The sequence below is a fragment of the Paraburkholderia bannensis NBRC 103871 genome, assembly GCF_000685015.1.
Lineage (GTDB): Bacteria > Pseudomonadota > Gammaproteobacteria > Burkholderiales > Burkholderiaceae > Paraburkholderia > Paraburkholderia bannensis.
The window spans coordinates 232,976-252,289 of record NZ_BAYA01000006.1 but is presented as its reverse complement, the minus strand read 5'-3'; the positions used below and the strand labels follow the sequence as shown (position 1 = coordinate 252,289).

Annotated in this window: 14 protein-coding genes; 11 read left to right on the top strand and 3 right to left on the bottom strand. The window is 65.7% G+C overall.

Features of this window, described 5'->3' with window-relative positions; genetic code table 11:
• The first annotated feature begins 32 nt into the window (after window positions 1-32).
• The 6 genes from BBA01S_RS12385 (at window position 33) to BBA01S_RS40985 (ending at window position 8,408) form a co-directional block, all read left to right on the top strand.
• Window positions 33-2,273, top strand: a complete 2,241-nt coding sequence (locus BBA01S_RS12385) for a GNVR domain-containing protein (RefSeq protein ID WP_027816728.1) — start codon at window positions 33-35, stop codon at window positions 2,271-2,273.
• 4 nt (window positions 2,274-2,277) lie between these two features.
• Window positions 2,278-3,357 (top strand): glycosyltransferase family 2 protein, encoded by a 1,080-nt coding sequence (locus BBA01S_RS40990; RefSeq protein WP_042296890.1) that lies wholly within the window; start codon window positions 2,278-2,280, stop codon window positions 3,355-3,357.
• 11 nt (window positions 3,358-3,368) lie between these two features.
• Window positions 3,369-4,505, top strand: a complete 1,137-nt coding sequence (locus BBA01S_RS12375) for a glycosyltransferase family 4 protein (protein ID WP_245641486.1) — start codon at window positions 3,369-3,371, stop codon at window positions 4,503-4,505.
• The gene (locus BBA01S_RS12370) at window positions 4,493-5,740 is read left to right on the top strand and encodes a glycosyltransferase family 4 protein (protein WP_027816726.1); all 1,248 of its coding nucleotides are present in this window, start codon (window positions 4,493-4,495) and stop codon (window positions 5,738-5,740) included. Before BBA01S_RS12375 ends, BBA01S_RS12370 begins: the two co-directional genes overlap by 13 nt.
• 70 nt (window positions 5,741-5,810) lie before the next feature.
• Window positions 5,811-6,743, top strand: a complete 933-nt coding sequence (locus tag BBA01S_RS12365; RefSeq protein ID WP_027816725.1) for a glycosyltransferase family 2 protein — start codon at window positions 5,811-5,813, stop codon at window positions 6,741-6,743.
• A 99-nt stretch (window positions 6,744-6,842) separates the two neighbouring features.
• Window positions 6,843-8,408, top strand: coding sequence for an O-antigen ligase family protein (locus BBA01S_RS40985; protein WP_245641485.1), 1,566 nt, complete (start codon window positions 6,843-6,845; stop codon window positions 8,406-8,408).
• A gap of 275 nt (window positions 8,409-8,683) precedes the next feature.
• Here BBA01S_RS40985 and BBA01S_RS12355 read toward each other — a convergent pair whose 3' ends face one another.
• Entirely contained in the window at window positions 8,684-9,802 is a 1,119-nt protein-coding gene (locus tag BBA01S_RS12355) for an acyltransferase family protein (protein ID WP_027816724.1), read from the bottom strand.
• Between the two features lie 293 nt (window positions 9,803-10,095).
• On the opposite strand from BBA01S_RS12355, the gene BBA01S_RS12350 reads away from it, so the two are divergent.
• The 3 genes from BBA01S_RS12350 to groL all read left to right on the top strand — a co-directional run bounded on the left by BBA01S_RS12350 (window position 10,096) and on the right by groL (window position 14,674).
• The gene (locus BBA01S_RS12350; protein WP_084162084.1) at window positions 10,096-12,183 is read left to right on the top strand and encodes an acyltransferase family protein; all 2,088 of its coding nucleotides are present in this window, start codon (window positions 10,096-10,098) and stop codon (window positions 12,181-12,183) included.
• A gap of 515 nt (window positions 12,184-12,698) precedes the next feature.
• Window positions 12,699-12,989: a co-chaperone GroES gene (locus tag BBA01S_RS12345; RefSeq protein WP_027816722.1), complete on the top strand. Its 291-nt coding sequence runs from the start codon at window positions 12,699-12,701 to the stop codon at window positions 12,987-12,989.
• A gap of 44 nt (window positions 12,990-13,033) precedes the next feature.
• The gene (groL, locus tag BBA01S_RS12340; RefSeq protein WP_027816721.1) at window positions 13,034-14,674 is read left to right on the top strand and encodes a chaperonin GroEL; all 1,641 of its coding nucleotides are present in this window, start codon (window positions 13,034-13,036) and stop codon (window positions 14,672-14,674) included.
• 145 nt (window positions 14,675-14,819) lie between these two features.
• Here the strand turns inward: groL and BBA01S_RS40980 are convergent, their stop codons facing one another.
• Both BBA01S_RS40980 and thiD read right to left on the bottom strand, forming a co-directional pair.
• Window positions 14,820-15,770: a glycosyltransferase family 2 protein gene (locus BBA01S_RS40980; protein ID WP_042296889.1), complete on the bottom strand. Its 951-nt coding sequence runs from the start codon at window positions 15,768-15,770 to the stop codon at window positions 14,820-14,822.
• Window positions 15,771-16,012: 242 nt separating this feature from the next.
• Window positions 16,013-16,894, bottom strand: a complete 882-nt coding sequence (thiD, locus tag BBA01S_RS12330) for a bifunctional hydroxymethylpyrimidine kinase/phosphomethylpyrimidine kinase (RefSeq protein WP_027816720.1) — start codon at window positions 16,892-16,894, stop codon at window positions 16,013-16,015.
• A gap of 320 nt (window positions 16,895-17,214) precedes the next feature.
• Here thiD and BBA01S_RS12325 point away from each other — a divergent pair, with 320 nt between their 5' ends.
• Both BBA01S_RS12325 and BBA01S_RS40975 read left to right on the top strand, forming a co-directional pair.
• Entirely contained in the window at window positions 17,215-17,385 is a 171-nt protein-coding gene (locus tag BBA01S_RS12325) for a rubredoxin (RefSeq protein WP_008342674.1), read from the top strand.
• Window positions 17,386-17,756: 371 nt separating this feature from the next.
• Entirely contained in the window at window positions 17,757-19,289 is a 1,533-nt protein-coding gene (locus BBA01S_RS40975) for a hypothetical protein (protein WP_042296888.1), read from the top strand.
• The last annotated feature ends 25 nt before the right edge of the window (window positions 19,290-19,314 follow it).

Sequence of the window (19,314 nt, the reverse complement as noted above, 5' to 3'; positions counted from 1 at the left end):
AATGGCAGCACCGGCGTCGATGGAGAGAACAGATGAACCAGCGTGATTACCTGCTCGACGGCCCCGCCGAACCCGGCTTGCCTGCACCGCCCGAGGGCGGTCATATCGGCGGCGTGCTCGACACCCTGTATCAGAGCCGCAAGACCATCGCCATCGTCACGGCGCTGTTCGGGATGGTGGGCGGCGCGTATGCGCTGCTTGCGCGCCCGGTCTATCAGTCCGACATCCTGATCCAGGTGGAGGACAGCCAGAACTCGGCCAAGAGCGCGCTCGCCGACCTGTCGTCGATGTTCGCGGTGAAGACGGCGGCCTCGGCGGAAATCGAGGTGCTGCGCTCGCGCATGATCGTCTCGCGCGCCGTCGAAGCCACCCAGCTTTATCTCGACGTCACGCCGCGCTACTTCCCGGTGGTCGGCCAGTGGATCGCGCAGCACCTGCATGTGTCGAACTGGTCGGGCTGGGGCGGCTACGCGTGGGGCGACGAGGGCATCGACATCGCGCGCTTCGACGTGCCCGACCGGCTGCACGGCGCCCGCTTCAGGCTGACTGCGAAAGAAGACGGCGAGTACACGCTCGAACACAACGGCGTCGAACTGACGGGCCATGTCGGCGTGCCGCTGCATGCGGCCGTGGCGGGCGGGGCGGTCGACCTGCTCGTGCGCGCCATCGATGCGCGTCCCGGCGTGAGCTTCCAGCTCGTGCGCAACTCGGAGCTTGCCGCGATCCAGGCGCTGCAGGCGGGCCTGCTGATCTCCGAAAAAGGTAAGGAATCCGACGTGATCGGCGTGGCGCTGGAAGGCGGCGACCCGGCCAAGACGAGCGCGATCCTCAACGCGATCGGCAGCGAATATGTGCGCCAGAACGCCCAGCGCACCCAGGAAGAGGCCGAAAAGCAGATCGCCTTCCTCGACAAGCAGTTGCCGGAACTGAAGACGCAGCTCGAAAAAGCCGAAAGCGAATTCAACGCGTTCCGCTCGGCGCACGGCGCGGTCGACCTGAGCGCCGAAGCCACGGCGCTGCTGCAAAGCTCGTCGCTCGCGCAGTCGCGCATCGCCGACCTGAAGCAGACGCGCGCGCAGTTGATGGCGCGCTTCACGCCCGACAATCCGGCCGTTATCGCCATCGACGGCCAGATCGACGAGGCGCAGAAGGCGCTCGCGCAACTGGCCGCGCAGACGCGTCAGCTGCCGCCGCTCGAACAGGGCGTGCTGCGCCTGCAGCGCGAGGTGCAGGTCGATACGAACATCTACACGAACCTGCTCAACAACCGCGAGCAGCTGCGCCTGCTCAAGGCCGGCAAGGTGTCGAACGTGCGCCTGATCGACACCGCGGCGACGCCTGAAAGCCCGATCCGGCCGAAGCGTCCGTTCATCGTTGTGGCGGCGCTGCTCACGGGGCTGTTCCTGAGCGTCGCGCTCTCGCTCGTCAAGCGCAAGCTCAATAGCGGCATTGCCGTGGCCGACGAAATCGAAGTGGGCACCGGCCTCACGGTCTACGCCGCCGTGCCGCGCAGCCGCGTGCAGCAGACGCTCACGCGCCGCCTGCCGGTGAGCGCGCAGGGTGCGAACACGGTGCTGGCGCATATGGCCTCGTTCGACGCGGCGGTGGAGAGCCTGCGCAGCTTCCGCAGCGCGCTGGAGTTCGCGCTGGAAGAAGCCACCAATCGCATCGTGCTGCTGGCGGGGCCGACGCCGGTGGTCGGCAAGTCGTTTGTCTCGGTGAACCTGGCGGCGCTGCTGGGCGCGTCGGGCAAGCGCGTGCTGCTGGTCGACGCCGACCTGCGGCGCGGCTCGCTCAATCGCCACGTGGGCGTGCCGTGCAGCCCCGGCATCACCGATATCGTCGAGCACGACGGCAACTACGACGGCGTGATCCATCGCCAGGTCATGCCGGGCGTGGACTTCGTCGCCAACGGCGGCTATGTGACCAACGCGAGCGAGCTGCTCAAGAGCCGCAGCTTCCAGCACTTCACGCAATGGGCCGACGGCGAATACGACGTTGTCCTGATCGATGCGCCGCCGATCCTGCCGGTGGCGGACTCGGGCATCGTCGCCAATCTCGCGGGCACGGTGTTCCTGATCGCGCGCTATGGCGTCACGAGCGTGTCGGAGCTGCGCGAGTCGGTGCGCCGCTTCGAGCAGATCGGCGTGCCGATCCGCGGCGTGATCTTCAACGATATGACCTCGCGGCCGGGCAGGTACGGCAGCGAATACGCGGCCTATGGCTATTCGAGCTACGGCGAACCGCAAGGCGGCATCGTCACCCGGAGCTGATCCCATGAAGGACATCACCGTTGTCATCGGCAATTACAACTATGCGCGCTTCCTGCGCGAAGCCATCGAGTCCGCGCTCGCCAACGCGAGCGAGCGCGTGCGCGTGCTGGTGATCGACGACGGTTCCACCGACGGTTCGCGCGCCATCATCGAAAGCTACGGCGATCGGCTGATGCCTGTGTTCAAGGAGAACCAGGGGCAGTCGTCGGTGTACAACCTCGGGCTCGAACTCGTGCAGACCGAGTACGTGCTGTTCCTCGATTCCGACGACGTGCTCTATCCGGGGGCGCTCGACGCGGTGCTGCGCGCCTTCGAGTCCGGCGAGTTCGCCAAGGTGCAGTTCCCGCTCGACGTCATCAACGAGGAGGGGGCGCGCACCGGCGTGCGCGTGCCGCATTCGACGCCGCCGCGCGATTGCGGCGCGTTGCTGCGCCAGGGCTGGCTCTATCCGTCGCCGCCCGCGTCGGGCAACGCGTATCGCGTGAGCGCGCTGCGATCGGTGTTTCCGATTCCGATGTCCACGCAGCACCGCAAGGCCGCCGACTTCTTTGCGATCTACGGCATCGCGCTCACGGGCGCGATCTGCGCGCTCGACGCGCCGTTCGGCGGCTATCGCGTGCATCGCAAGGCCGCGGACAGGAGCAGTGCGACGCGCGGCCACGCGAGTCTCGCGCTGGGCAACTGCGAGAACGTGAGCGAAGTCGAGCGCTCGTTTCCGTGGCGCTGGGAGACCCTGCGCTTCATGGTGCGCACGCGCCTGCACGAGGAGCTGCCCGCGCGCTTCATCGACTTCTCGTTCGAAAAGAACCGCCTGTGCGTGCGGCTCTACGATGCGCCGACGCTCGAACGCTGGCGCTGGCTGACGTTCGAATCGCGCCGGTACTTTGCCGCGCTCCTGCTCAATCCGTTCTGGGGGCCGGGCAAGAAAATCGCGGCGCTGGGCCTCACGCTGAGCTGCCTCGTGCCGTCGCGCGGGCTCAATCACTACGTGCTGCGTTACATCTCGAACCCGGCCGCGCGCGCGGCGGGCGGCGCCGCGCTGGACGCCGCCGATCCGCACCGCTCCGCGGCTGCGGGCGGTTGAGGAGCGGCGCGATGAACGTTCCTGTCCTGCCGATGCATCTGCAACGCCCGCTGGCGATCAATGGCCGCTTTCTGGGCCGCCGCGCCACCGGCGTCGACCGGTTCGCGTTCGAGACCGTGCGGGCGCTCGATGCGCTGATCGAGGCTGGCGCGCCGCAGGTCGCCGGACTGCGCGCCGAGATCGTGGTGCCGCAGGCGCTCGCGGATCTCGCCAATCCGTTTCGCCATGTCACGCTGCGCGCGAGCGGCAAGGGCGGCGGCCTGCGCTGGGAGCAGTTCGCGCTGCCGCAGGCGGCGGCCGGCCGGCTGCTGCTGAACCTGTGCAACTCGGGGCCGCTGCTGTACCGCAAGCAGGTGACCGTGCTGCACGACGCCGCGCCCGCGCGCGTGCCGGACAGCTACAGCCGGCCGTTCGTGGCGTGGTACCGGCTGATGGCGCCGAGCATCGGGCGCGTCGCGCGCCGCGTCATCACCGTGTCCGAATTCTCGCGGCGCGAACTGTGCGACGCGTACCGCATTCCGCTCGGCAAGATCGGCGTGGTGCAGGAAAGCGGCGAGCACATGCTGCGCGTGAACGAGGCGCAAGCAGCGCACGTGCCGTTCGCCGATGCAGGCGACCCCGCCAATGCACGCCCCTTCGTGCTCGCCGTGGGCAGCACGAACCGGCACAAGAACTTCCAGCTGGTCGCGCAGGCCGCGCAACTGATCCGCGATGCGCGTTTCGACATCGTGGTGGTGGGCGGCGGCGATGCGCGCGTGTATGGCGCATCGGGCGGCAAGCTGCCCGAGTTTGTCAGGCACCTGGGCTACGTGAGCGACGAGGAGCTCGTCTCGCTGTATCGCCGCGCGGCGTGCTTTGTTTATCCGTCCCGTTATGAAGGCTTCGGCCTGCCGCCCGTCGAGGCGCTGGCGCTCGGTTGCCCCGTGATCGCATCGCGTCTGCCCTCGGTGGTGGAAGCGTGCGGCGACGCGGTGCTCTACACCTCGCCCGACGATCCCGCGCAGCTTGCTGCGCTGCTCGAACGCGTCACCGCCGACGCCGCGCTGCGCGACACGCTGCGCGAACGCGGCGCGCAACGCACGGCCGCGCTCACGTGGCGCGCCACCGCTGTCAAGTTGATGGAGGAGATCTCGCCATGGCTCATGTAGTCCACGCCAACGCGGCTGCCAATGTGTTTGCGAATGCCGATGCAGCCGCAGACGATGTGCGCCGCTTCGGCAAGGTGGCCATTGTCCATGACTGGCTCGTCGCCTATGCCGGTTCGGAGAAGGTGCTCGAACAGATCATCCAGATGTTCCCCAATGCCGATCTTTTCAGCATCGTCGACTTCTTTCCCGAGCAGCTGCGCGGCGTGCTCGGCGGCAAGCGCGCGAAGACGTCGTTCATCCAGCGCCTGCCGCGCGCGAAGTCGAAGTTCCGCGCCTACCTGCCGCTCATGCCGCTGGCCGTCGAGCAGTTCGACCTGTCGAGCTACGACCTGGTGATCACGTCGAATCACGCCGTCGCCAAGGGCGTGCTGACCGGGCCGCATCAGGTGCATGTGAGCTACGTGCATTCGCCGATCCGCTACGCGTGGGATCTGCAGCACCAGTATCTCGCCGAAGCGGGCATTCAGCGCGGCGTCAAGAGCTGGCTCGCGCGCAGCCTGCTGCACTACATGCGCATCTGGGACCAGCGCACGGCGCACGGCGTGGATGCCTTCGTCGCCAATTCGGCGTTCGTGGGGCGGCGCATCCGCAAGGTGTACGGCTGCGAGGCCGAGGTGGTCTATCCGCCCGTCGATGTCGAGCGCTTCGGCTTGAGCGCGCATCACGAGGACTTCTACCTGATCGCCTCGCGCATGGTGCCGTACAAGCGCATTCCGCTGATCGTCGAAGCGTTCGCGGCCATGCCCGACAAGCGCCTCGTGGTGATCGGCGACGGCCCGGACTTCGAGCGCGCCAAGGCGCTCGCCACGCCCAACGTCACGCTGCTCGGCTTCCAGCCGGACAGCGCGCTGGTCGACTACATGCAGCGCGCGAAGGCGTTCGTGTTCGCGGCGGAAGAGGACTTCGGGATTTCGGTGGTGGAGGCGCAGGCCTGCGGCACGCCGGTGATCGCGTACGGGCGCGGCGGCGCGTGCGAAACCGTGATCGAGTCGCACGATCCCGAAGCCGCCACGGGGCTCTTTTTCGAGGAGCAAAGCGTGGAGTCGATCGTCGAGGCGGTCGCGCGTTTCGAGGCGCATGCGCCGTTTCGCGCGGACGTGTGCCGCCGCAACGCGCAGCGCTTTACCGCCGAGCGCTTCCGGCGCGATTTCCTCGACATCGTCGAGCGCGCCTTCGAAACGAGCCGCGGCGTGGCCAACGTGCCCGCATTGTTCCGGCGCTGGCGCTCGGCTTGAGCGAGGCGCGCGGCCTCAAGGCCATCAACAGCATTCGACAACCACGCAGTCAACAATATCGGGGTAACGCATGAAGAGGTACGTGATCGTCGCGACCAAAGGCCGGCCGGCCGAAACCGCAACGCTGCTCGATTATCTGTATGACCAGGAAGCGCGGCCGCACGGCGTCTATATCGTCGGCGCGAGTGCGGCCGACCTGCCGGAGGTGGAGGGGCACCCGTTGCTGGCCTGTGCCGACGTCAAGCTGCTGATCGCGCGCGGCTCCGGCCTCACGACGCAGCGCAACGCGGGTATCGACGCGCTGCTCAAGTTCGTCGGCGCGGGGCGGCACGGCGAGGCGACGGGCGAGCCGTGGTTCGTGAGTTTCTTCGACGACGATTTTCGCCCGCATCGCAGCTGGCTCAAGGCCTGCCAGGCGCTGTTCGAGGAGAACCCGGACGTGATCGGCATGACGGGCCAGGTGCTCGCCGATGGCGTGAAGGACGGCGGCCTGAATGAAGACGAGGCGCGTGCGTATCTCGCGGGCGAGCTGCCGCCGCAGGAGCACTGGGCCTCGGGCGCGCAGCGCCGCGAGCTTGGCTGCGCCTACGGCTGCAACATGGCGTTTGTCGACCGGGTGATGCGCGATTGCCGCTTCGACGAGGCGCTGCCGCTGTACGGCTGGCAGGAGGACTACGACTTTACGGTGCGTGCACGCGCGCATGGCACGGCGGTGTACGAACCGACTTGCCTGGGCGTGCATATGGGCGTGAAGAGCGGGCGCACGTCCGGTGTGCGGCTGGGCTATTCGCAGATCGCCAATCCGATCTATCTCGCGCGCAAGCACACCATGCATCCACGGCGCGCGTGCAGTTTCATCTCGCGCCATCTGTGCTCGAACCTCTATCACAGTGTGCGCGGCAATGGGCTGTTCGACTATCGCGGGCGGCTCAAGGGCAACGTGCTGGCGTTCGTGGATATCGTCAAAGGCATCATTCACCCGCAGCGGATTCTCGAACTTTGAGCGCGCACGTGGGGTAACGAACGGCGGCGGCGCGCCAGCCGCCGCAACATCATGCGACGAAGCGCGCTGCGGCGCGCGCACTCGCAGATGGGGGCAGAAGTGGGACTTACCGCATACGGCATCATCGTGTTCATCGCCGGGCTGCTGGCGCTCAATGCTTCGTATCGCTGGTCGATGTACGGGCTGGTGATCTTCAGCCTGCTCGCCTGCGCGTCGGCGCTCGTGCTCGGCGGCATCGGCATCATGCCGGCCAATCTGTTCCTGATTTTCTTCGCGATCCGCGCATTCAATCTGGGCGGCGGCAAGACCCTGCTGGAAGGCGTGTCGATCGGCAAGCCGGGCTTCTGGCTGCTGTGCACCTGCCTGTGGGGCGTGTTCGGCGCCATCGTGCTGCCGCGCGTGCTGGGCGGCAGCACGCTCGTATTCACGATCGACCGCAATGCCGATCCGAACTCAGCGGGGCTGTTGCAGCCGCTCGGGCCGGTCTCGGGCAATCTCTCGCAGGCGGTCTACTGTGTGGGCGATCTTGTGGTGTTCGCCTGCATGTACGTGTTCCTCAAGTGTCGCAATGCCTACGATGTGCTCGCCAAGGCCGTGCTCGCGCTGACCGCGCTCGATGTGCTTGCCGCCGTGGTCGATCTTGGCTCGCATATGGTGGGCATCGACGCGCTGGCCTTCGTCAAGACCGCGGACTTCGCGTATTTCAACGGCTCGGAGCTGGGCGGCATGCTGCGCATCAGCGGCACCTTCAGCGAGACGTCCGCGTTCGCCTATTTCACGCTCCAGCTGTTCGCGTTCTGCACGAGCCTCTGGCTGGTTGGCTATCGCCGCAAGACGGCGGGCGCGCTTGCGGCGATGACCGGCATGCTGCTGCTGATTTCCACTTCGGGCAGCGCTTACGTGGGCCTCGGCGGTTACCTGGCCGTGCTGTTCTTCAGCCGCCCGGGCCGCATTGCGAAGTCCGCCAATGCGCGCAAGGCGCGGATGTGGACGCTGATGGCGTGCCTGGGCGTGCTGGCCGCGCTCTATATCGTGCTGTTCATGCCGGGCGTGGTGCGCGCGCTCAGCGACTTCGCCGAGGCGACCGTGCTGAGCAAGGCCGACAGCCAGTCCGGCGTCGAGCGTTCGAGCTTCAATACCCAGGCGTTCACGAACTTTCTGGATACCTATGGCATTGGCGTGGGGCTGGGCAGCGTGCGCGTGTCGAGCTTCGTGATGGTCGTGCTCGCCTGCCTGGGCGTGGTCGGTTCGCTGTGCTATTCGATTTTCCTCGCGAAATGCACGCTCATGCCGATTCCGCGCGACTATCCGCTTGCCGATCGCGCCGTGAGTTATGCGGCCCGGCACGGTATGTATGCGGCGCTGATCGTGGCGTCGGTGTCGGCGTCGATCTTCGATCTGGGCGTGTGCTTTTACGTGCTGGCGGCAGCGGCGGGCGGTTTGCAGGTGCGTGCGCGCCGCCGCGCGAGTGTGCCGGTGCAGCGGCGCGCCAATGTCATCGACGATCCGGGGCTGGTGACGCCTGTGGTGCCTTTAACGTCTGTGACGCCTGTGACGCCGCAGGCTTCTGCGGCTGCGGTGGCCGCCGCTGGGCGTAAGCCTGGGCGCGGCACGGGTGGCACATTGCGGCGGGGGTTTTCGCGGGGGCGCATGGCGGCTCGTTAGCGCGTCGCGCTTGCAAGGATGAAGTGGGAAGGGCCGTCAGCATCTGGCGGCCCTTTTTCATGTCGACGGCTGCGGCTTAATCGGCGCCAGGGAAACGTCAAGCTTGAAGTCGATGCAGGCGGCTGGCTGGCGACGCGCTGTCGTGGTGGCGGTTCTTCGACGGCGCGTCAGGTGTGCGACCGGTTCAATCGGCTGAATCGGCTTTAATGGCCCAATCGGCCCAATCGGCCCAATCGGCCCAATCGGCCCAATCGGCCCGTCGCGCACACACACGCCTAGCGCGCGGCGGCTTCCGGCATCGGCGTGCCGTCTGCGCGCGCAGCATCGCGCGCTCGTGCGAGCCGTTTGCGAGTCCAGCGGATCGCGGGCCGCTCGACGCCGTGCCACGACAGCCAGGCACACGCGTAAATCACGGGCGCGGCGATCAGCAGCGCGCTCAGATGATCGAGCGAGGGCGCGAGATGCGCGACGCTTTGCTGGATCGGAAAGCCATAAATGTAGATGCCGAACGAGTAGTCGTTGCGCGGCGCGAAGCGATGCAGCAGCGGCGTCGTGCCGAACCACAGCACGCCATAGGCGAAGGCCAGATAGAACACGGGCTGCGCGAGCGGCGTGCCGCGCAGGCCCAGGTAAGCGGCGCACAACGCCGCCGCGCCCCAGCCATTGATGTCCACGCGCTCGCGCCACGCGTACAGCAGCATGCCGGCCATGAAGACCGGCTCCGGAAAGAACGCGTAGCCGCCGGGCTTGTCGGCGAGATTGCGCAGCGACACATAAAAGTGCGGCGCTAGATGCGGATGCACGAGAAACGGAATCATCCCGATCAGCACGGCCACGCACATGCCGCGCCGCGTGCGCAGCAGGCCGAGCATGCCGGTGACGAGCACGACGAAGTAGTAGCGCACTTCGATCGGCAGCGTCCAGAGCGGCTCGCAGATCGAGGTGAAGCGGTTGTGCTCGAACACGCCCGGCGCCTGGATGCGCTTGCCCAGTACGATGGTCGAGAAGGTGTCGAGATTGCCCCACGTCATCGGCGAGGAGAAGTAGCGATGCAAGGGCAGCGTCGTGAAGAGCGGCCCGAGCACGAACATCACGAATAGCGCACCGCCCGCGACGGCGGGCCAGATCCGCGAGGCGCGCAGTGCGAGAAAGCGCATCGGCGAGCGTTGCCGGTCGAAGCTCGCGGTCACGAGCATGCCGCTGAGCAGAAAGAACGCGAAGACGCCAAGGCTGCCCGAATAGTCGAAGCCGAGCAGGGCGGTCGCCAGGTCGGTATGGCCGTCCGGTTGCTGGAGCACGAACGAATGCCCGTACACGACCGCCGATGCGGCAAGCAGGCGAACCAGATCGAAGTTGTTGCGCTCGCGCGCGAGTGCATTCGACAGCAGGGACATACGGCGAGCTCCGGAAGGCGGGGGCAGGGATGCCGAAAACGCGGCTTGTGCCTTGCGCGTAGTGTGCGCGTGCAGCGCGCACGCGACTGTGCGTTGCGCCACGTGGCGCGCGAGCGCGCTTGCCTGCGCCGCCCGCGTGTGCTGCAGCGCACGCTGCGTGCGCAAGCCGCGGCGCGAAGGCGCCGCTTGCGTGAGGTAAGCAACAGTGCGCCAGCGCCACGTCGCTACGATGTGCGGCATTCCGTGGGGTATTCCCATGCAACGTCGATGGCGACGCAACGAGGCGAACGACAATGAGCGCACGACCCGCAACGCCAGCAGGCGCTTCCTCACCCCGCCCGGCTGGCAAGGCAGCGCAGAGCTACCGTCCCGATATCGACGGTTTGCGCGCGCTTGCGGTCGCCGCCGTGGTGGTCTTCCATGCGTTCCCGGATGCGCTCGCGGGCGGCTTCGTCGGCGTCGATATCTTCTTTGCGATCTCCGGTTATCTGATCTCGCAGCACATCATCGAGACGCTCGACCAGAATCGCTTCAGCCTGATCGACTTCTACTCGCGGCGGATCAAGCGCATCTATCCCGCGCTCATCATCGTGCTGATCGCGAGCCTCGCGGCCGGGCTCGTGCTGATGGCTTCGGGCGAACTCGCGCGGCTCGCGCGCGATGCGCTGGCGAGCGTGGCGTTCGTCGCCAACATCTACTTCTATACGACCCAGGACTACTTCACGCAGGGCGCGTCGGCGAGCGCGCTGCTGCATTTGTGGTCGCTCGGCGTCGAGGAGCAGTACTACATCGTCTGGCCAGTCGCGCTCCTTCTGCTGTGGAAATTCACGAGCCGGCGCGTGGCGACGCTGCTCATTCTCGCGGCAATCCTGCTCTCGCTCGCTAGCAGCGTCTACCTGAGCGCGACGCACGCAAGCGCCGCGTTTTATCTCCCCGTCACGCGTTTCTGGGAGTTGCTGTTCGGCTCGACGCTCGCATGGGTCGAGTTTCTTGCGGCGCATCGGCGCGTAGCGGGCCAGCAACCTGGCGCTGCGCACGCGGCGCTGCGCAACCTGGCTGCGCTTGCGGGCCTCGTGCTGATCGCGGCTAGCCTCGTGTTGTTCGATCCGAAGACGGTATTTCCGGGTTGGCGTGCGGCGCTGCCGGCTGGCGGCGCGACCCTCGTGATCGCGGCGGGCGCACAGGCGTGGCTCAACCGGCGCGTGCTGTCGCTGCGCCCGTTCGTCTATATCGGGCTGATCAGCTACCCGCTCTATTTGTGGCATTGGCCGATTCTCGTCTTCGTGCGACTGCTGAGCAGCGGCGCGCCGACGACCGCGATGCTGCTGATGGCCGTCGTGGGCGCCCTCGCGCTCTCGGCGATGACATTCAACTTCATCGAGGCGCCCGCGCGTTTCAGCACGCCCGCACGGCGCTATCCGCTGCGCGTGGCCAGTGCGCTGTTCGCGGTGATGATGGGCATTGGCCTGTCCAGCTATGCGATCTCGCGCGATAACGGTCTGCCCGACCGTTTCCCCGATGCCAGCTATGGCGCGCATCAGGAACACTGGACGTTCACGGATGCGTGCAAGCAGGCGTTCCCGGGCTCCGACTTCTGCATCCAGCCAGCACCGGGGCGTCGCAATGTGGTGGCGCTGCTGGGCGACAGCCACGCGAATCACTACTACGAAGGGCTTCAGAGCGCGCTTGCCGGTGTGGATGCCCACGCAGGCGTGCTTGCGGTCGGCAGCGGTAACTGCCCGCCGTTCTACGGCGTGGACATTCACCTGGGCGGCTACGTGAAGCACTGCGCCGCGCTGTTCGACGGCGTGCTCGACTATGTGGCGAAGTCGAACGATATCCATACGGTGATCCTGTCGAGCTATGCGATCTCTTCGATTACCGGCGGCTTCGACTACGACGCTGGCGGCTATATCAAGCTCGTCGCAACCAGTGCGGCTGCCGACGGGCAAGCTGCGCCGCCGTCGCGCGCCACTGCGAATCTCGACGTTTATCTGGCCGGGCTTGAGCGCACACTCGGCAAACTCACGGCGGCGGGCAAGAGCGTCGTGTTCGTCCTCGACACGCCGGAGCTGGACTTCGATCCGAACACCTGCGTGCGTCGGCCGGTGCAGATTTCGGTGCGCTCGCCCTGTGCGGTGCCGCGTGCGAAGGTCGAGCAACGGCTGGAGGCAACGCAGATGCGCATACGCGCGGTGCTCGCGAAGTTTCCCGCCGTGAAGGTGTTCAACCCGCTGCCGCTGCTGTGCGACGCCAGCAACTGCTACGCGCGCCAGGGCGCGGAGTTTTTTTACGCCGATCGCGACCATCTCTCGTCAGACGGCTCGCGCTATATCGGCAAGTGGCTGCTGCGCGATGTGGAGGCGAGGAACGGCACATGAGCGCTGCCCATGCGCGCAGCGCGCCGGAGCAGAAAGCCCGCAGCGATGCGGGCTTTTCTTTGTGGGCGCTACGGGGTTGGCGCGCGGCTTCCGGCGGCTGATGAAAGCTTTTTGGAAGGAATTTGCCGCGTGCGTTTGGGGAATTCCCTGGGGCGGCGATTTGACATGCTGTTACAAATTGCTGCTCCGGGGTTCGTGTTGATGCGCGCCCGATGAACAGGCTGGGGTGGCGAAGCGGTTATCGCCTAGTGCTTTGTTTTGTCTGGCTTTTTCTGCTTCGATCGTCCCCTCTCCAGGTCTCCCGGACGCCCCCGAACCCTGCTTCGGGGCCCGATCAGCACCCCAAAAAAACCCTTCTGGCCCGTTCTTGAATTTGTCACTACCCGTCCATATAATTAGCACTCACCGCATGAGAGTGCTAACAACGCTCGGTGCAAACATACCGCTGGCTGACGGTTATCGGCAGCCAGGTTTTCTTGAGTCTCTTCAAGTCCAAATCAAGAGAGGATCTATCCATGAACCTTCGTCCTTTGCATGATCGCGTGATCGTCAAGCGCCTGGATCAAGAAACCAAGACCGCTTCGGGCATCGTGATCCCGGACGCAGCGGCAGAAAAGCCGGATCAAGGTGAAGTCCTGGCCACGGGCCCGGGCAAGCGTGACGACAAGGGCTCCCTGATCGCACTCGACGTCAAGGTCGGCGATCGCGTCCTGTTCGGCAAGTACGCTGGCCAGACCGTCAAGGTCGATGGCAACGAACTGCTCGTGATGCGCGAAGAAGACATCATGGCCGTGGTGCAGAAGTAAGCTCAGCCCACCGCACATTCATCAAGAATTCAAGGAGTTAGAAGATGGCAGCTAAAGACGTCGTGTTCGGCGATTCCGCCCGTTCCAAGATGGTTGAAGGCGTGAACATTCTCGCCAACGCAGTGAAGGTCACGCTGGGCCCGAAGGGTCGCAACGTGGTGCTCGAGCGCTCGTTCGGCGGCCCGACGGTCACCAAGGACGGTGTCTCGGTCGCGAAGGAAATCGAGCTGAAAGACAAGCTCCAGAACATGGGCGCGCAAATGGTCAAGGAAGTTGCTTCCAAGACCAGCGACAACGCAGGCGACGGCACGACGACGGCAACCGTCCTCGCGCAATCGATCGTTCGCGAAGGCATGAAGTACGTCGCATCGGGCATGAACCCGATGGATCTGAAGCGCGGCATCGACAAGGCAGTGGCCGCTGCAATCGAAGAACTGCGCAAGCTGAGCAAGCCCTGCACGACCAACAAGGAAATCGCGCAAGTCGGCTCGATCTCGGCGAACAGCGATTCGTCGATCGGCGACCGTATCGCTGAAGCGATGGACAAGGTCGGCAAGGAAGGCGTCATCACCGTTGAAGACGGCAAGTCGCTGCAAGACGAACTCGAAGTCGTCGAAGGTATGCAGTTCGACCGCGGCTACCTGTCGCCGTACTTCATCAACAACCCGGACAAGCAAGTCGCCGTCCTGGACAACCCGTTTGTCCTGCTGTTCGACAAGAAGATCTCGAACATCCGCGATCTGCTGCCGGTTCTGGAACAAGTCGCGAAGGCTGGCCGTCCGCTGCTGATCATCGCTGAAGACGTCGAAGGCGAAGCTCTGGCTACGCTGGTCGTCAACAACATCCGCGGCATCCTGAAGACCGTTGCTGTCAAGGCTCCGGGCTTCGGCGACCGTCGCAAGGCGATGCTGGAAGACATCGCGATCCTGACCGGCGGTCAGGTCATCGCTGAAGAAACCGGCCTGACGCTCGAAAAGGCAACGCTGGCCGAACTCGGTCAAGCGAAGCGTATCGAAGTGGGCAAGGAAAACACGACGATCATCGACGGCGCAGGCGAAGCCGCAAGCATCGAAGCGCGCGTCAAGCAAATCCGCACGCAGATCGAAGAAGCGACGTCGGACTACGACCGTGAAAAGCTGCAAGAGCGCGTTGCCAAGCTGGCAGGCGGCGTTGCAGTGATCAAGGTCGGCGCTGCGACCGAAGTCGAAATGAAGGAAAAGAAGGCACGCGTGGAAGACGCGCTGCACGCAACCCGCGCTGCCGTTGAAGAAGGCATCGTCCCGGGCGGCGGCGTGGCACTGATCCGTGCTCGCGTTGCTGTGACGGGCCTGAAGGGCGCCAACGCAGACCAGGACGCAGGTATCAAGATCGTCCTGCGCGCAATGGAAGAGCCGCTGCGCCAGATCGTCACCAACGGTGGCGAAGAAGCGTCGGTCGTCGTGGCAGCAGTTGCTCAAGGTTCGGGCAACTACGGCTACAACGCAGCGACGGGCGAGTACGTCGACATGGTTGAAGCTGGCGTGGTCGACCCGACGAAGGTTACGCGCACCGCACTGCAAAACGCAGCGTCGGTCGCTGGCCTGCTCCTGACGACGGACGCAGCTGTTGCCGAAATCGCCAAGGAAGATGCACCGATGGCCGGCGGCATGCCTGGCGGCATGGGCGGCATGGGCATGGACATGTAAGCACAGGCTCACGCCTGATTACATCGAAGTGCAGGGGAGCGCATCGCAAGATGCACTCTCCGCCCAAACAAAAAACCCGCAGCGATGCGGGTTTTTTTATGCGCGCGAGAAATAGCCAGTTAGAGCCGGCTAGCGCGGTGCGCTTTTACTTCTCCTTCCCGTAGCGTCGGCGAATCACATAGAGCGGCCTGCGTTTCGATTCCAGATAGATCCGGCCGATGTATTCGCCGATCACGCCAATGCCGATCATCTGCACGCCGCTGAAAAACAGTAGCGACACGAAGATCGACGCATAGCCCGGCACGTCGATGCCGCGCACCAGCGTGCGCACGATCAGGTACGCCGCGTAGAGAAACGCCGTCACGGCCACGAGCAGGCCGAAATACGTCCACATGCGCAAGGGCACCGTGCTGAAGCTCGTAATGCCTTCGAGCGCGAAATTCCACAGCTTCCAGCCCGAAAACTTGGTCTCGCCCGCGACGCGCGAGTTGCGCACGTAGGTGACTTCGGCGGTACGAAAGCCGACCCATGCGAACAGGCCCTTCATGAAGCGGCGCGATTCCGGCAGCGCGTTGAGCGTGTCCACGACCTCGCGCGTCATCAGGCGAAAGTCGCCGACGTTTTCCGGGATCTTCACATCGGCGAGCTTGTTGTGCAGGCGATAGAAGCTCACCGCCGACTGGCGTTTCAGGTACGTGTCCGAGCTGCGATCCGAGCGTTTCGCGAGCACGACGTCATAGCCCTCGCGCCATTTGCTCACGAGCAGCGAGATGACTTCGGGCGGATCCTGCAAATCGGCGTCGAAGGGCACGACGATGTCGCCGCGCGATTCGGTCAGTCCGGCGGACAGCGCGGCTTCCTTGCCGAAGTTGCGCGAGAGATCGATCACGCGCACGCGCGCATCGGCATCGGCGGCGTCGACGAGCAGCGCCAGCGTGCGGTCTTTGCTGCCGTCGTTGACGCACACGATTTCGAAGTCGAGCTCGCTGGTCGCGCCGATGGCTTCGAGCGCCGGGACGACCTCGGCGAAGAAGGCCGGAATGGCGTCTTCTTCGTTATAGAAAGGTACGACCAGTGACAGGAGAGTGCGGGACATTGGTCTGCCGTGAGTAGGGGGTGCCCGTGCCGATCATGACGTGTTGTCTCGCAATTTGCTGCGAGTTTTTACGCGTCTGGGGTTACGCGGGCGGTTTTATCTTTATTTGGAGGCCGGCAGTATACCCCCTTGTAATTATCTGTAATTGCGATTCCCGGTTCCGTGGCGTGAGCCGCCATGCGGCGCAGCGCGGGCGTGACACCCGCATATCTACTCAACGCCGCGAGCCGCGTTGCGTTGCCTTAGTGCCGCGCCTCGCCAGCGGGCGGGGTCTTGCCCGGGCCATCGCCATCGTCGGTGGCGTCTTCGCTGTCCTCGTCGTCGTTGCTGCGCGCCCAGAAGAAGCGGTCGGGCACCCACGCGCCCATGCCGGGGCGGAATGCGCTCTGCATGGCCTGGTAGAGATACTCCTGCGCTTCGCGCACCGCTTCGGGCGGCTCCTGGCCGTTCGCGAGCAACGCCGCAATGGCTGTGCCGAGCGTGTCGGTCACGCCCATCATCGGCTGGTTCGTGCGATCCCAAAGATCCTGGCGGATCTGGCCTTCTTCGCTGTAGAGCGTGTTGACCACGCGATGCGAGCCCGTTTCCATCGACAGGATGTATTCGCAGCCGCTCGCGAGCAGTTGCGAGATCGCGGCGTCGATGCCGGGCGGCTCGGAATCGCCGTCCGGTTGCGCGAGTGCGAGCAGCACGGACACATCGGCGACGAGCAGCGTGGTTTGCGGCACCAGCAGGTCGGTGACGGTCTCGCGCAGTTCGTCGGCGGCCAGCACGTGTTCGTCGTCGAGCGTGAAGTCGGGGGCGAGCACGAGCGGCACTTCGTCGTAATCGGCGACGACTTCGGCGATCGCGCTGACGACTTCGGCACGCGCACCCGCGCCGACCTTGAAGGCCGCCACGGGCATGTCTTCGAGCAGCATGCGCGCCTGGCTCGCGACGGTCTCGGGATCGAGGCCGGTGACTTCGTCGCAACCGGCCGAGTCGCGCACGGTGTAACCCGTGAGCACGCTGACGCCGTGACAGCCCATGCTCGCGAGCGTGAGCAGGTCGGCTTGCAGGCCGCTGCCGCCGGTCGGATCGGAAAGGCCGAAGGAAAGGACGATGGGAGGGGTGTCGCCGGGCATGGACGTTGACGCGAAAAGAAGGGTTGGCTCGTTGCGGCTGCTTGGGTGTTGCTGTTGCGTGACTGGTCGCTTCAATTATGCCGTCTCGGGCGCGCAGCGGGGGACGGATGACCCGCTCGCGGCGAGGGATTTTTCCGCCTTGACCTCGCACCGGGCGAGCGCCATGCCCTTGTCACGGTTGCTAGGCATAAAAACGGCAACACGGTACCATCATGGGTCTTATTACCTGGCAGTTCCCCTGGCAGTTTTCCCGACCGTTCGCGTTCGCTCCACCGAGGGCAGGGCGCACGGTATTTTGGACTTTTCGACGCGGCATAAGAATGGAATATAGAAGCTGGATGTGCCTGATCTGCGGCTGGATCTACGATGAAGAAGCCGGTTTGCCAGACGAAGGCATTGCGCCGGGCACGCGCTGGGAGGATGTGCCGATCAACTGGACGTGCCCTGAGTGCGGCGCGCGCAAGGAAGACTTCGAGATGGTTCAGATCTGAGGCCAGCCTCGATTGCGCCGAAGCGTGGCGCGGTGGGCGTCTCGTGCGCCCCGCGCCTGCTGCTTGAGCTTCGGTTTGAGTGACGACCTTGCCGTGATCCTGCGGTGATGCCGGTGCCAGCCGGTGCATCGGTCAGTCGCTGCATGCGGTTTTCAAACCTCATGCGATGTGGCGTTCGGCGCAAGCGGTGCGCACGCGGCGCGCTAATTGCTATGCGCGTTCTGCATCGCGTGCAGGCGGGGCGGCTGGCCAGCCAGGCGCCTCGGTGATGGGAAATCTGTCATTGTCGGGCGTTGAAGTCACGTTGTCGTCCCCATTGCACAGGATCGTCTGCATCAGTTCGCAACCGTTTCCGGCGCTGCCTTTGTCTCATGACTCCTCATTCCTCGTCAGCTCCCTTCGAAGCGCTGCCTAATCCGCGTGGCGGCCATGTGCCGTTTGCTCATGCCGCGCTGGCGCAGGCCAGTCAGGCGCTCGACGAGCAGCGCGATGTTGCGCGACCCTTGCGCCAGGCGGTGCGTACGCTGCGCGACGCGGGCTGGCTGGCGGCGGCGCGTTTCGCCGATACCTTGCTGCTCGCCTCGCCGCTGGCGCTGGCGGCGAACGTGCCCACGCCGCCGCCGCCCGGCATGCCGCCGCGGCCCGCCCTGGAGCACGACGGCCCCGACGACAGCCGGATCCGCGAGGTGTTTCGCAACGCGTTGACCGACCTGGCGGCTGCGCTGGAGCGTCACAACCTGCGCGAACTGGCGTGTTCGCCGACGCTTTACGCACATCAGCGCACCCTGGTCGAGGCGCTGGCGGAACACGCGCCCGGCGTGTCGCTCGCGTTTGAGGATGTGGCGCTGCATGGCCGTCCCATCGCCGTCGCGACGCTGCACGCGCAGCCCACGCAGCGTCTCGCGCAGGCGCGCGCGCGCTTCGAAGCCGCGCTGCTGCCCGCGCTGAAGATGCGCCAGGGCAACGGCAACCGCACCGCCGATGCACTTGCCGAGGCGGCTTTCGGCGAAATGGACGCCTGTTTCGCCGAACTCACCACCGACGATCCCTACGACTTCTGGCGTCTTGCGTCTGCCTGTGCCCGCGTACTGCGGCGCGGCATGAACTTTTGGGGCGACCAGGATGTGCGCCGTTTCTACGCGCGCTGCAACCTGCTGATCGGTGAGCATGCGCGGGGTTTGCGCGTGGTTCCGCAGTCGTTCGTGCGCACGTCGCTCGCGCTGTTGTGGCGCGATTACGCGCTGTTTGGCGCGGCAGCGGAAGATACCGCCGATGTCGATTTGCTGCACGACTATGGCCTGACCGTGGACTGGCATGTCGCGGGCACGCAGGACTCCGAGGCGCTCTGGGAAGCCGAAAGCGCGCAGGCCGATGCGCTGGCCACGCGTGTCGCGCCGACGCGCGACCTGGGTGCGCTGGTCGTCAACGGCAACGCCTACGAAGATTTTCTGCAGACCGCCGATGCCGCGATGCTCGCGCTCGGCACCCAGGCGCGCGCGCTTTCGCTGCGCCCCGAAGGCACGCCCCCCGATCCGGCGGCGGCGCTGGTGGCGGCGGAATCGGCGTACCGGATCGGCGCTGCGGCCTGGGCGCTGGGGCTGGGCCACGTCGGGCTGCTGGCCGATGCGCTCGGGCTGGCGTGGCGCTGCACCGCGCACGCGGCCGTTGCGGGCAGCAAGCACGCGGGCTCCAATGCCGCGGCGGCCGAGCCGTCGAGCGCCCCCGATTTCGACGCCATCGACCAGGCCAACGAGGCCTTGCGCGCGATGCTGCACAAGGTCGCGGCGGGCGTCGCGCAGCCCGATGCGAGCGCCACGGTGCGCGCGCTCGGCGCCGCGATCGTCCATGGCGCCGGCGGCGCAGCCGGGGCGGCGGTAGCTGCGGCGCCACTCGCGGCGCGCTAGTTGAAAGCGTGGCGGCGATGCCGGC